The 12109-nt window shown below is 60.6% G+C and carries 17 protein-coding genes; 11 read left to right on the top strand and 6 right to left on the bottom strand.

Annotated features, from left to right (window positions below):
- The 5 genes from AX760_RS23560 to AX760_RS23540 form a co-directional block, all read left to right on the top strand.
- Positions 1-446, top strand: a 446-nt coding sequence (locus tag AX760_RS23560) for a bifunctional ornithine acetyltransferase/N-acetylglutamate synthase (RefSeq protein ID WP_175552126.1), incomplete at its 5' end; no start/stop codon positions are given.
- A 19-nt stretch (positions 447-465) separates the two neighbouring features.
- A complete protein-coding gene (locus tag AX760_RS23555; RefSeq protein WP_245295089.1) occupies positions 466-1230 on the top strand; it encodes a GNAT family N-acetyltransferase in 765 nt (254 codons plus the stop codon).
- 1 nt (position 1231) lies between these two features.
- The gene (gene mutT, locus AX760_RS23550; RefSeq protein WP_071835453.1) at positions 1232-1648 is read left to right on the top strand and encodes an 8-oxo-dGTP diphosphatase MutT; all 417 of its coding nucleotides are present in this window, start codon (positions 1232-1234) and stop codon (positions 1646-1648) included.
- A gap of 237 nt (positions 1649-1885) precedes the next feature.
- Positions 1886-2206 (top strand): hypothetical protein, encoded by a 321-nt coding sequence (locus tag AX760_RS23545; protein WP_071835452.1) that lies wholly within the window; start codon positions 1886-1888, stop codon positions 2204-2206.
- Positions 2207-2277: 71 nt separating this feature from the next.
- Complete coding sequence (locus AX760_RS23540) at positions 2278-2451, top strand: Flp family type IVb pilin (RefSeq protein ID WP_071835451.1); 174 nt, start codon at positions 2278-2280, stop codon at positions 2449-2451.
- 14 nt (positions 2452-2465) lie between these two features.
- Here the strand turns inward: AX760_RS23540 and AX760_RS23535 are convergent, their stop codons facing one another.
- Positions 2466-3359: a methyltransferase domain-containing protein gene (locus AX760_RS23535; RefSeq protein ID WP_071835450.1), complete on the bottom strand. Its 894-nt coding sequence runs from the start codon at positions 3357-3359 to the stop codon at positions 2466-2468.
- 232 nt (positions 3360-3591) lie between these two features.
- On the opposite strand from AX760_RS23535, the gene AX760_RS23530 reads away from it, so the two are divergent.
- The 4 genes from AX760_RS23530 to AX760_RS23515 are packed head-to-tail and all read left to right on the top strand — an operon-like array spanning position 3592 to position 5920.
- Positions 3592-4320, top strand: coding sequence for a ComF family protein (locus AX760_RS23530; RefSeq protein ID WP_071835454.1), 729 nt, complete (start codon positions 3592-3594; stop codon positions 4318-4320).
- A 49-nt stretch (positions 4321-4369) separates the two neighbouring features.
- Positions 4370-4627 (top strand): glutaredoxin 3, encoded by a 258-nt coding sequence (gene grxC / locus AX760_RS23525; protein ID WP_071835449.1) that lies wholly within the window; start codon positions 4370-4372, stop codon positions 4625-4627.
- Between the two features lie 10 nt (positions 4628-4637).
- Positions 4638-5495, top strand: coding sequence for a carbon-nitrogen hydrolase family protein (locus tag AX760_RS23520; RefSeq protein WP_071835448.1), 858 nt, complete (start codon positions 4638-4640; stop codon positions 5493-5495).
- Entirely contained in the window at positions 5492-5920 is a 429-nt protein-coding gene (locus tag AX760_RS23515; RefSeq protein WP_071835447.1) for a DUF1178 family protein, read from the top strand. Before AX760_RS23520 ends, AX760_RS23515 begins: the two co-directional genes overlap by 4 nt.
- Before the next feature lie 298 nt (positions 5921-6218).
- On the opposite strand, the gene ubiG is transcribed toward AX760_RS23515, so the two are convergent.
- The 4 genes from ubiG to AX760_RS23490 form a co-directional block, all read right to left on the bottom strand.
- Positions 6219-6965, bottom strand: a complete 747-nt coding sequence (ubiG, locus tag AX760_RS23505; protein WP_071835446.1) for a bifunctional 2-polyprenyl-6-hydroxyphenol methylase/3-demethylubiquinol 3-O-methyltransferase UbiG — start codon at positions 6963-6965, stop codon at positions 6219-6221.
- 203 nt (positions 6966-7168) lie between these two features.
- Positions 7169-8071, bottom strand: a complete 903-nt coding sequence (gene ppk2 / locus AX760_RS23500) for a polyphosphate kinase 2 (protein ID WP_071835445.1) — start codon at positions 8069-8071, stop codon at positions 7169-7171.
- A gap of 451 nt (positions 8072-8522) precedes the next feature.
- Entirely contained in the window at positions 8523-8927 is a 405-nt protein-coding gene (locus AX760_RS23495; protein ID WP_071835444.1) for a host attachment family protein, read from the bottom strand.
- A gap of 379 nt (positions 8928-9306) precedes the next feature.
- Positions 9307-10173: a transglutaminase-like domain-containing protein gene (locus AX760_RS23490; RefSeq protein WP_071835443.1), complete on the bottom strand. Its 867-nt coding sequence runs from the start codon at positions 10171-10173 to the stop codon at positions 9307-9309.
- Between the two features lie 203 nt (positions 10174-10376).
- Here AX760_RS23490 and AX760_RS23485 point away from each other — a divergent pair, with 203 nt between their 5' ends.
- Both AX760_RS23485 and AX760_RS23480 read left to right on the top strand, forming a co-directional pair.
- Positions 10377-10733, top strand: a complete 357-nt coding sequence (locus AX760_RS23485; RefSeq protein ID WP_071835442.1) for an ArsR/SmtB family transcription factor — start codon at positions 10377-10379, stop codon at positions 10731-10733.
- Entirely contained in the window at positions 10717-11211 is a 495-nt protein-coding gene (locus AX760_RS23480) for an SRPBCC domain-containing protein (RefSeq protein ID WP_071835441.1), read from the top strand. Before AX760_RS23485 ends, AX760_RS23480 begins: the two co-directional genes overlap by 17 nt.
- Positions 11212-11456: 245 nt before the next feature.
- Here the strand turns inward: AX760_RS23480 and AX760_RS23475 are convergent.
- Positions 11457-12109 (bottom strand): hemerythrin domain-containing protein (locus AX760_RS23475; RefSeq protein ID WP_210187389.1); only part of this gene is annotated, 653 nt, incomplete at its 5' end.

The following is a 12109-nucleotide window of genomic DNA, read 5'->3' as shown; positions in this document are numbered from 1 at the left end:
GTGCAGCGCTCAACGATCTCCTGCGCGATCTGGCTTTGCAGGTGGTCCGCGACGGTGAAGGCGCCCGCAAGATGGTCGCCGTGACCGTCGAGGGTGCGGAAACCGACGCGGCGGCAAAGCGCATAGGCCTGTCAATCGCCAATTCGCCGCTGGTCAAGACGGCAGTCGCCGGCGAAGATGCCAATTGGGGACGCGTCGTCATGGCTGTCGGCAAATCCGGCGAAATGGCGGACCGCGACCGGCTGGCGATCTGGTTCGGCGAGATCCGCGTCGCTGTCGACGGCGAGCGCGATCCGGATTATTCGGAGGCAGCGGCAAGTGCCGTCATGAAGGAACAGGACATCGCGATCCGTGTCGAGATCGGTCTGGGCTCCGGATGCGCGACGGTCTACACCTGCGACCTGACGAAGGAATATGTCGAAATCAACGGCGACTATCGGAGCTGACGCTTTGGAGAGTACTGACTTGATCACCCGTGCCGACCTGCCGATTGTCCGCCGCCTGGAGGCGGTGGGCTTTCGGGCTTGGCCTGCCGCGTCCGTTCACTATGACGGAAGCTGGCTCATTCGTCTCACGGCCGGTCATCCCTCCAAGCGCCTGAATTCCCTCAACCCGCTCGATCCGTCTGACTATCGCGATCTGGAGATTCGGCTGGAAAAGGCCGCCAAGCGGTTTTCGGACTACGAACTGCCGCTGACCGTGCGCCAGTCGCCGCTGACGCCCTCGCAGATGACGGCGCTGATGGACGCGCAAGGCTGGTCCGCGCTCGGCGAGAGCATCGTCATGATGGCCGACATCGCCGCCAGCGATCTGGTCGACGGCATGGACTACCTTCCGATCCGCGACGTTGGTCGTTTCGTTGATGCCCGTATCCGGATCTGTGGCGACGATCCGCAAAGCAAGCCGGGCCTGACCGAGATCATGAATGCGATCCGTCCGGAGAGCGGCCTCTTCCTGTTCGAGGATGCGGTCCTCGGCCCGACCGCCGTTTCGCTCGTCGTTCATGACAATGATCTGGCTGGCATCCTTCAGTTCGGTGTTGCTGAAACCCAGCGACGGCAAGGGATCGGTGCTTCCATTCTCGATGCTTCGCTGCGCTGGGCGCGGTTGCGTGGAGCCCGAAAGGCCTGGCTGCAGGTCGAGGCCGACAACGAGGCTGCGATCGGTCTTTATCGCAAGTTCGGCTTCCAGGACGTCTACAGATACGTCTATCGCCGGCCCGGAGCCTGATATGATCGATGCACCCGGAAAGAAGATCCTGCTGGTCGTCGCCTGCGCGCTGGTCGACAGTGATGGCCGGATTCTGCTTGCCCAGCGTCCGGAGGGCAAGTCGCTGGCAGGTCTCTGGGAATTTCCCGGCGGCAAGGTCGAGCCTGGCGAGACGCCGGAAGAAACGCTGATCCGCGAACTTGACGAGGAACTCGGAATCCGAACCAAGGTTGCCTGTCTGGCGCCGCTCACCTTTGCGAGCCACACCTATGACGATTTCCACCTTTTGATGCCGCTCTATGTCTGTCGTCGCTACGAGGGCATGGCGCATGGACGGGAAGGACAGGCCCTGAAGTGGGTCCGGTCCAAGTCCCTGCGTGACTATCCCATGCCGCCGGCCGACGAACCTTTGATCCCGTTTCTGATGGATCTCCTCTAGGCCTCCGGAAACGCGTGCCTGTTGTCGCCAATCTGCCGCGTTTCAGGCGGAAATCGCCGTTTCGTTAATCGATCGTTTATCACCTTCGCGCAAAGTTGCAGGTGTAGGACTGCCGATGCGTGTCCGGCTACGGGATGATACCCTGAACCGACATCGGCTTGAATTTGCGCGACGCTGATCCGAAACGGACCCTATGCCCCGTTTTGAGCCCTGCAGGTATGTTTCGAGAGGCTGACAATGGTAGACGACGATTTCTGGAGAACGGTTCAGGACAAGGATATGGTGACAAGCCAGTCCCGCCGGACCGGTGTGCTCAATCTGTCGCTTCTGTTCGGCACGGCCGTGATCGCGCTGACGCTGATCCTGACGCCCATGCTGACTGCAAAGACCGACAATCGCGTCTTGGCCAATGCACCGCTCGACTATGACACAATCCAGACGGGGTCGATTCCGTCGGGCACGACGTCGAAGCGCTACACGGTGCGTCGCAGCGTTCTGCAGGAAATGCCCGGTGCCGTCTGTATCATCGATGGCGACGGCACCAAGAGTGGTTGCTGAGTGCATGAACGAACATGGGTCTGGTCGCTGTCCCGCGTTCCCGTTGAAAACGTTGCGAACAGGCTGGGCCAATGAGAACCTTTATCCGCATTCTGGCGAATGACACCGGCGCGACTGCCATAGAATATGGGCTGCTTGCGGCGCTGATTTCGATTGGTCTGCTCGTCGGTCTTCAAAGCTTCTCGGATCAACTGCTGATCGTCCTGACGACGATCAAGGATGCGATCGTCAACGCTGGAACCTGAACGCTGCTCGCCCATCATTCCTTGCGGTCGTCAAGTTTCCGTTCCGGGACCCCGAGCGCATCCGACAGACGGCGTTTCGCCGATCCCGGTTTGAGCGGTTTCTGCTGGCTTTCGTGCGGCGCCCACCCCGACAGGTAGATGATCGAAAAGGTCGCGCGGATACGGCCGTCCGGATCGGAAAAACGCTCGGCGTAGATTTCTGCCGCTCTCACGAAAAAACGGCGCGTCAACGGTTTGCGGCTGCGCGCCGCCAGCGGATTGGTCATGCCCATGGCGCGCAGGTCCTTGAGCAAGTCAAACAGCGACGCGTAACGCACCGTATAGGTTTCACTGTCGGCAACCGGCAGGGCAAAACCGGCGCGCTGCAGCAACGCCCCCACATCCCGGACATCGGCAAAGGGGATCACGCGCGGACTGGCGCCGCCGACCAATTCGCTCTCTGCAGCCAGAAGCACCTCGCGCAATTCCTTGAGCGTGCCATTGCCCGGAATCGCCGCCAAGAACAGCCCGTCCGGCTTCAGGGCGCGGCGCACCTGGATGAAGACACCAGGGGTGTCGTTGGTCAGATGCAGGGAAAGCGGGGAGACAATGAGGTTTGCCGATTCCGCTGCCAACGGCACGGTTTCCAGCGACGCCACCGAAACGTCGTTTCGACCAACACCAAACGCCGTGTCGATCTCCACGCGCTCGATCCGATCGATCTTGCCTGTCCGGGCAAGATGGTCCGCGGCAAGCCCGGTATAGCCGTGCAGTTCCACGGCCCTTTCGAAGTGGCGCTCGACGACGCTCAGTCGCTCTGCCAGATCGGTTGCGGCGATCTCCAGCAGAAACAGTGCCTTCGGGTCCGCGTTGCGCAAGGCGCGCTTGCGGCGGGCCTCGACGAGCGACTGGTCAAATACGATATCCAATGTAGTCTGCTCCGGTTAAGGCTTCTGCAGGGTGCCTGCAATCGGCATGGATCTAAGGAATTCTGCAACGGCTTTAAAGTGTTACGGTGAGCTTTGCGCCTGATTTCGGCGTTTGGTCTCAAAATCCACCCTGGATATCGCAACGCGTGGGCAGGAGAGCGTGATCGACCGGGACAACAACGAGGGTGACGAAGGGAGCCGGCGCAATCGCTTCGCCAGCCTTGCGTCTGGGCTGGGCAAGGCCTGGTCGTCCGTCGTTGACGTCGTCTATCCGCCGGTCTGCGTTGGCTGCGGCAGGATGGTCGGCCAGCATCGCGGTGTTTGTCCGGCCTGCTGGGCAACGCTCCAGTTGATCGAACGCCCCTATTGCGAGGTGCTCGGCGCCCCGTTCACGCATGATCTGGGTGCGGGGATTCTTTCCGCCGATGCGATCGCCAATCCGCCTGTCTTCGATCGCCTGCGCTCGGTTGCCATCCATGACGGGATCGCGCGGTCGCTGGTGCATGGATTGAAATATCGCGACAGGACCGACCTCGCGACAATGATGGCGCAATGGATGGTGCGGGCGAGCGACGGCTCGGTTGCGGCCTGCGATGCCATCGTGCCGGTGCCGCTGCATGCGTTGCGTCTGTGGAGCCGCAAGTTCAACCAGTCGGCCGAGCTGGCGCGCGCGATTGCCCGGGATTCCGCAAAGCCCTATCTGCCAGATGTCCTCGTTCGCACCAAGCGGACCGCCCGTCAGGTGGGGTTGGGGGCAACGGCACGGCAGGACAATGTCCGCGGCGCATTTGCCGTGACGGAAAGCGGCAGCGCGGGGCTCTTCGGGAAAAGCATCGTTCTCGTGGATGATGTATACACCACCGGCGCCACGGTTTCGGCCGCCACACGGGCGCTGAAACGGGCCGGCGCCCGGGATGTCACGGTTTTGACCTTTGCAAGAGCCGTCTCCGGTCTTATATGAAAACCTCAGGATTGCCGGCACGGGGCCGGCCAAGCAGCAGGTGGAAGTCATGGCGTCGGTCGTCATCTATACGCGTCAATTCTGCGGATATTGTTCCGCAGCCAAGAAGCTTCTGGAAACCAAGGGTGCCAAGTATGTGGAGCACGATGCCACATATGCGCCTGATGTGCGCCAGAAGATGATCGAGAAATCGAACGGCGGAACCACCTTCCCGCAGATTTTCATCAACAATATTCACGTCGGTGGCTGCGACGATCTGCAGGCGCTGGAACGGGCCGGCAAGCTGGACGGCATGCTGGCCGCTTAAGGAGCATCCAATGACCTTCAAGGCCGCGGCGATACAGATGTGTTCCGGTGTCGACCCTGAGGTCAACGCCAGGACCATGGCGCGCCTTGTGCGGGACGCTGCGGCGCAAGGCGCGTCCTACGTCCAGACGCCCGAGATGACCGGGGCGCTGCAGAGAGACCGGGCGGGCCTGCGTGCCGTTTTGCGCGATGAGGCGCATGATGTGATCGTTTCGACGGCCTCAACGCTTGCTGCCGATCTTGGCCTTCATCTCCATGTCGGCTCGACGGCGATTGCCCTGTCCGATGGCAAGATTGCCAATCGCGGCTTCCTCTTCGGCCCGGATGGAAACAAACTCTGCCACTACGACAAGATCCATATGTTCGATGTCGATCTGGACAATGGCGAGAGCTGGCGGGAAAGCGCGGCCTATACGCCGGGCGATACTGCGCGACTTGTCGACCTGCCTTTCGGTGTGCTGGGTTTTGCCATCTGCTACGACGTCCGCTTTCCTGAACTGTTCCGCCGCCAGGCGATCGCCGGTGCGCAGCTCATGTCTATTCCTGCAGCCTTTACCCGGCAGACCGGTGAAGCGCATTGGGAAATCCTGCTTCGGGCCCGCGCCATCGAAAACGGCCTGTTCGTCATCGCCGCAGCCCAGGCCGGTGTGCACGAGGATGGCCGAGAAACCTACGGGCATTCGATAATCATCGATCCCTGGGGCCGGATCCTTGCCTCCGCCGGCGCAACCGGCGAGCAGGTCGTACTCGCGGAGATCGATATTGCCGCAGTGGCAGCGGCACGCGGAAAAATCCCCAACCTCAAGAATGGCCGGCCATTTTCCCTGGAGAATCGGCCGCAGTCGACACCGGGAGGCGTCGCCGCGTGATCCGCTACACGCTTTCCTGCGACCACGACCATGTTTTCGAAGGCTGGTTCTCGTCGGGTGCGGACTATGACCGGCAGGCCGGCCTCGGTCTCGTCACCTGTCCAGTCTGCGGCTCGTCTTCGGTCGCCAAGCAGTTGATGGTTCCATCGGTTGCCACCGGCCGCAAGAAGGAAGAGGCGCGCATGGTGATCATCGAGCAGGCGCAGAAGCAGGCTGTCGCCAAGATCCGGGAGATGGTCGCCACCATCCGCGAGAATGCAGAGGATGTCGGCGAAAAATTTCCCGAGGAAGCCCGCAAGATCCACTATGGCGAAGCGGATGCACGCGGCCTGATCGGCAAGGCGACGCCGCAGGAGGCGCGCGACCTGATCGAAGAAGGCATCGAGATTGCCGCCCTGCCGATCCTGCCCGACGATATCAACTGATATGGCCGGCGCGGGCGACCTGCAGCGAAGCGGGGCGCATCTCGCGATCTATAATTTTGGTCTGTTCGTTGCGCCCTATGACAGTCCCGGGGTCGAGGGCTTTCGCCTGCGCGAGCCGATCAATTTCGAGGCGGCGACGCGTTCAACGGGGTTTATAAGGCGCTCCGGTTGCTGTCGCTGAAGGCATAGCAAGCAGCGCTGCCGACGTGGCTGACGGACCATTCAGAAAGATTTTACCGCTCCGTCATCGCTCACAACGCGCGGCGCCGACCGGCTTGTGCGCCGATGGCGCCGTCTTTCATGCCGGGCGCTTGGCCACCAGCATGTAGTTGACGTCCATGTCCTTCGAGAGGTTCCACTGATTGGACAGCGGATTGAAGAAGACGCCGGTGCGGTCGGTAATCTGCATGCCATCGGCGGTGAGCGGTTTTTCCAACTCTTCCGGGCGCACCAGCTTCTCAAACTGATGGGTGCCGCGCGGCAACCAGCGCAGGATGTTTTCGGCGGCGAAGATGGCGAGCGCGCGGGCCTTGAGGGTGCGGTTGATGGTGGCGAGGAACATCATGCCGCCGGGCCGGACCATGGCGGCGCAGGTGCTGATGAAGAAATCGACATCCGCGACATGCTCGACCACTTCCATGTTGAGGATAACGTCGAAGGTTTCTCCTGCCTCGGCCAGCGATTCGGCCGTCACGGCGCGGTAATCGACGGCGACGCCGCTGCCCTCGGCATGGGTCCTTGCGATCATGATGTTCTTTTCGGACGCGTCGGCCCCGACGACCTCGGCGCCCATGCGGGCCATGGGCTCGGACAGAAGGCCGCCGCCGCAGCCGATGTCGAGGACGCGCAGGCCTTTCAGCGGCTGGGGCGCCAGCGGATCACGGCCGAAAGCCTCGGACACCCGGTCGCGAATATAGGTCAGCCGCACCGGATTGAACTTGTGCAATGGCCGGAATTTGCCTCGCGGGTCCCACCATTCGGCAGCCATGGCGGAAAACCGGTCGACTTCCTTCTGATCGATCGTGGTGCGTGCCTGTTCGCTCATCGGTCTCGTCCTTGCCTTTTCCTGCCTTTGAAGTCGGACGATCGGTTGTGAAAGTCAAGGGTTGCAGGTGTCGCAGGAGCAAGCTGCCGCCGCCCGCCGCGACAGCAGCAATCGGCGCGGGGGCTACGCAAAGGCGGATATTCCGCTTCAGCGCATTACGGTGCGAGGAGCGCGATCCGGCCTAGCGGCCGTTTGCGCCGTTATCAGTAGACTTCTGGCACGTACATTTCTTCTGCGACCGGATGGCGGATATAGTCGTCGTGGCGGACGCGGTCGGGGAGCTCGATGTCGGGTTTGGGCACATCCTCATAGGGGATCTGCTGCAGCAGATGGGCGATGCAGTTCAGCCGGGCCTTCTTCTTGTCGACAGCCTGGACCACCCACCACGGTGCGTCTTCAGTATGGGTCTTGGCCAGCATTTCTTCCTTGGCCTTGGTATATTCTTCCCAATGGATGCGGCTTTCCATGTCCATGGGGGACAGCTTCCACTGTTTCAGAGGATCATGGATGCGCATCTTGAAGCGGAATTCCTGTTCCTCGTCGGTGATCGAGAACCAGTATTTGATCAGGATGATGCCGGACCGCACAAGCATGCGCTCGAATTCCGGCACGGTGTGGAAGAAATCGTCGAGTTCCGCGGGCGTGCAGAAGCCCATGACGCGCTCGACGCCCGCGCGATTGTACCAGGAGCGGTCGAACAGCACCATTTCGCCGGCCGATGGCAGATGCGGCACATAGCGCTGGAAATACCACTGGTTTTTCTCGCGCTCGGTTGGCGCGGGAAGGGCCACCACGCGGCAGACGCGGGGATTGAGGCGCTGCGTGACGCGCTTGATGGCGCCGCCCTTGCCGGCCGAATCCCGGCCCTCGAACAGCACCACCACCTTCAACTGCTTGTGCTGGACCCAATCCTGCAGGCGCACCAACTCGTGCTGCAGCCGAAACAGCTCGCGGAAATAGAGTTTGCGGTCGATCGTCGGCTCGGCTTCCTCCGACAGGCCCTCCGCGACCAGCTCGTCGAGCCGGTCCTCTTCCATCTGCATTTCCAGCTCTTCATCAAAACTGTCGGCAATTTCCGCCTTGATGCGGCTGAGCTGGTCAATCATCTGGTCTCGCTCCTTTTGTCGAGAGGGACAGGAGCAGGATTTGATGACAGGGATATGACGGTTCAAGCTGTGGTGGCGAATTCAGGGCTGATGGCGCCGCGCGGGGTGTGCAAGAGAAGCGGAGATGCCCGCCAGCCACTGCGAGGCCCTGACGTCCGACGAGCCTGATCTCTGCAACACGCGAGATCTGTCAATCTTGAGAAAGCTGATCCCGCATCCTCCGTCATCCCTGTGCTTGTCACAGGGATCCAGCCGCCAAGTCTTTGGTCGGATAAAGGCCCTTTGACCCGCCGGACGTCGGGTCGCTGGATCCCCGCCACAAGGGCGAGGAAGACGGAGGATGAGGTGCCGCAATGGGCCAGAAAGGCATTGCCGGGTTTGTCAGGGGGCCCGCCGTTTCCGGCACACCCTAGGGAAGGGTGGCAATTGCTATTTGCGACCAGCCGATACCTTAAGCGGCGGCAAGCGCTTTTTCGATGTCCTGGATCGAGTGACCGGTCAAATCCTTGTCGAGTTCACCGATAAGCACCTCGGAGAGGGATTTATGGTAGCTCTTGCGCATCTCGCCCAGGGTGCGCGGTGCCGCGATGATCACGAGGTTTTTGATCTTTCCATCCAGAACCTGCTTGTTCAGCATATCAGCGACGCCGTTGCCAAAGCCGTCTTCTTCCTGCTGGCTGTCATCCGGATTGGCAGAGCTCGAGGAATGACGCGCACCGGACGAAATCTTCGAGCTGTCGATGTCTTCGTCCGGCATCGCCCTGAGCTTGACATTCTGGGCATCGCCCTCGTTCTGAAAGAGGCTCAGCTTTTCGCCATCGGCGACGGCAATAACTGTATTCTGGGGAAGGTGCATCTTGAAATCTCCATGCTGCGCAAGGCGTAGGCCACCATTGGGGCGGCCAATGCTTGCTTCAGGGCTACAGGAACGCCGCCGGGCGGGGATCGTTCCATGGGAGCGATGGTTTTGGGGATGGTGGTGATTGGCTTCTGTTGTGCACTTTCGGCCAACTCCGCCTCGATGCGGCCGAGCCGGTGGATCATCGGGTTACGTTCTCGTTACTCGCGGCGACATGAGCAGGGTTGATGACAGATGTCGGGTTAAGACTGTTTCCGGTCAACGTGCCTGCCATCTCAATGTCGCTGTGCCAGCTGTTGCGCCAAAAGCGGTCGTTGGTATTTGCGGTCGGATAGTACCCGTGCATGCAGAACTTCAGCCGCCGAGCTTTGAGTACCTACTGCGCGACGGATACCGTCTCCCGAACCTGCCTGACAGCATTGAAGACCTCTCCGGGCATGCCGAACCCTGGAGCGCCATAGAGTAAACGGAGCTCTTCCCAATGACGGTCGGGGTCGAGCAGGACCTCCGCCAAATGATCGAAGCGTCGCAGTTCCTCGGTGCTGATCTCCGTGTCTGGGGATGGCATCGCCCCCCAGTCGTCCCACGGCAGCATCTCGATCTTGTTCAGGCTGGCGAGGTCACGGATCATATTTGAGGCGATGAACCAGAAGCCGCCTTCATCGAAGATGCCAAAGCGATTGGGGTCGTCCTCGCCACGCCGGCAGAGTTGCCAGGCCTGGGCGGCCAGCAGGAACTCACCCGAGGGCAAGTCGAGAGTGTCGAAGACCAGCCCCAGTTCTGCACGCTGAAAGTCATCGATCTGAAAATCGACCATCCGCCAGCGATCACCATTCCAGACCTCCACCACCCAGTGGTCGATCGCCTTGTCAGGAGCGAAATAAGTGCCGAAACCGCACCGCGACCTGGCCGCACGGCCGTGCGCTCGCAAGGCCGACACTGCGAGCAGCGAGAAATGGCTGCAGACACCAACCGCGCGACCCGCAGCAGGACGTGGTGAATTGCCCCCCGCAAGGACGCCGTCCAGCACGGCGTCCACCGATCTCCTTTGCGAGAGTTCACGGCGCTCCGGGGTCAGCTCTTCGCCATATCTCGACGCCCAGTGTTCGTGAAGCATTCTTCCCTGAATCCAGGTGGCTAGGTCGGCGATGTCCGTTGGAGCGCCTGCCAGCCCGACCTTATTCTTCTTTGCCGTGGAATGCGGGCCCGGCTCTCGGAAGTAGTCCAGCGTAACCATGTCCATGAGTATCCTCCAAGGCCGGATGATCCAGCGAGGGCGTATTGGTGTCAAGCGGACGGCGAACGCCCGCTTCGGGCCGAAAGACGCCAAGTCGACCCAGCCGGATTGCGCCAACTGCGGTCATGCGGCATGATCCCAGCCACGGCGTGGGCAGGAGACGTTTGCGACACTTGTACTTCTGAACGCACGATCAAATACTGAACCGTATGGTTCAGTATTCAAATGCCCCTCTCGACCTTTCGTTTGCGGCGTTGTCCGATGCGACACGCCGGGGGATCATCGGTCAGCTTGTGCGAGGGGACGCGTCGATCACCAGTCTTGCGGACAGGTTCCAGATGACGCTGACCGGAATAAAGAAGCACGTACAGGTTCTCGAGCGGGCGGGGCTCGTGGTGACACAGAAAGTGGGACGGGTGAGGACCTCCCAGCTCGGGAAACGCGGCCTCAAGGCGGAGGCCGAGTGGATCGAGGCGCATCGCATGCTCTTCGAGGCCCGCTTTGACGCATTGGACGAGATTATCATGCAAATGCAGCAGGAGGACAGCGATGAGCCAGCAAGGTAACAACGCAGATGGTACGCAGAACCGCACATCATTCGAGCGCAGAGGCGATCGCGAAGTCGTCGTTACACGGACATTCAATGCGCCACTGAGCATGGTTTTCCGGGCATGGAGCGAGCCCGAGCTATTCCGGCGCTGGTGGATGCCAAAATCGGCATCCGGCGTTTCCCTCATATCATGCGATATGGATGTCCGTACCGGCGGAAAATATCGGCTGGAATTCAGCACCAGCGACTTAAACACGATGGCTATCTATGGCAAGTATCTCGAAGTCGTGCCGAACGATCGCATCGTCTGGACCAATGACGAGGGCGAAAAGGGTGCGGTCACGACCGTGACTTTCGAAGGTCAGACAGGCAAGACGCTGCTGCATTTCCACGAAGTCTATCCCTCGAGAGAGGCGCTTGAGGAAGCACTACAGGGATCGGAGGCCGCATTGCCGGAGCAGCTCGACAATTTGCTTTCCAGCAAAGGCGATTAGCGGGGGAAAGCCTCGCCTCGAGGGAGCGCCTGATCTTGGGACGCGAAACCAGGGTTTTCGGCGGCGCGGGGAGGAAGGCGGCCATTCGCACCGACTAGTATGATGGCCGCTTGGGGCCAACAGCCGGCATGGCTGTGACGCGGACCAAGCGGACGGCCAGCAGACTGCCTGTCTCGTCAACGACGTCTTCTTTGAAAGAGCTATTATTTCTGTACTTCAAGGCCAAGTCTCCCTAAAGGGCGGCGTCAGATCGATCCGAGGTAATACCCGATGGCCTCCTCCAATTCGGTTTCCTCATAGCCGAAGTGGGAGCGTACGACCTCTTCCAGTTTTTGGAATGTGTTGCTCACCTGAATGAAATTTTCCTCCGAGGGCGCTTCCGCCAATGCATCTGCCGCACGACTCAGGCGGATGATCAACTCATGGACGACCTCGTGCTCCGCCTTTAGCTTCGCCACAATCTCGCGAAACCTGCCGCCACCCGCTGCCTCAATCCGGGGGAACATGTCGGCGCTTTCAATGTCGTGGTGAAACTTGAGCACTTGGCATTCACGGCCGCAAAGCGATCCGAACGCTCGAAAATTCTCAGCCATATCGAGTGAAAGCACGAGCTGCTTTAGGTGCTCAGGCGGAACGTCCCGCGCTTCGATCCTGGCAAGAATCGCGCCGATTTGACCCATTTCTCTGAGATGATGGCTGTGGATTGCGGCTAGTTGTCGGCCTTGGTGACGGTGCATGTCTGTTGCCTCGGGCACCGGCGGGGCTTTGGGTCGCGCAGCCTCATCGACACTCAGTTCATCCAGCAGTTGGGTCGAAAGATCAGTCATGGAGCATGATATTGGCGTATTATGAGCCAAGTCAACGACGTCTGCTCTGGGCCGAAAACGGACCTTACGGG

The sequence above is a fragment of the Pararhizobium antarcticum genome (assembly GCF_001885585.1).
Lineage (GTDB): Bacteria > Pseudomonadota > Alphaproteobacteria > Rhizobiales > Rhizobiaceae > Pararhizobium > Pararhizobium antarcticum.
The sequence above is the reverse complement of the archived record's forward strand: the minus strand, read 5'-3'. Positions and strand labels throughout refer to the sequence as shown.

Coding starts and splice junctions, on each gene's coding strand:
- mutT (WP_071835453.1), top strand. CDS start 1,232: ATGATCGATGCACCCGGAAAGAAGATCCTGCTGGTCGTCGCCTGCGCG.
- AX760_RS23545 (WP_071835452.1), top strand. CDS start 1,886: ATGGTAGACGACGATTTCTGGAGAACGGTTCAGGACAAGGATATGGTG.
- AX760_RS23540 (WP_071835451.1), top strand. CDS start 2,278: ATGAGAACCTTTATCCGCATTCTGGCGAATGACACCGGCGCGACTGCC.
- grxC (WP_071835449.1), top strand. CDS start 4,370: ATGGCGTCGGTCGTCATCTATACGCGTCAATTCTGCGGATATTGTTCC.
- AX760_RS23520 (WP_071835448.1), top strand. CDS start 4,638: ATGACCTTCAAGGCCGCGGCGATACAGATGTGTTCCGGTGTCGACCCT.
- ubiG (WP_071835446.1), bottom strand. CDS start 6,965: ATGAGCGAACAGGCACGCACCACGATCGATCAGAAGGAAGTCGACCGG.
- ppk2 (WP_071835445.1), bottom strand. CDS start 8,071: ATGATTGACCAGCTCAGCCGCATCAAGGCGGAAATTGCCGACAGTTTT.
- AX760_RS23495 (WP_071835444.1), bottom strand. CDS start 8,927: ATGCACCTTCCCCAGAATACAGTTATTGCCGTCGCCGATGGCGAAAAG.
- AX760_RS23490 (WP_071835443.1), bottom strand. CDS start 10,173: ATGGACATGGTTACGCTGGACTACTTCCGAGAGCCGGGCCCGCATTCC.
- AX760_RS23485 (WP_071835442.1), top strand. CDS start 10,377: ATGGTTCAGTATTCAAATGCCCCTCTCGACCTTTCGTTTGCGGCGTTG.
- AX760_RS23480 (WP_071835441.1), top strand. CDS start 10,717: ATGAGCCAGCAAGGTAACAACGCAGATGGTACGCAGAACCGCACATCA.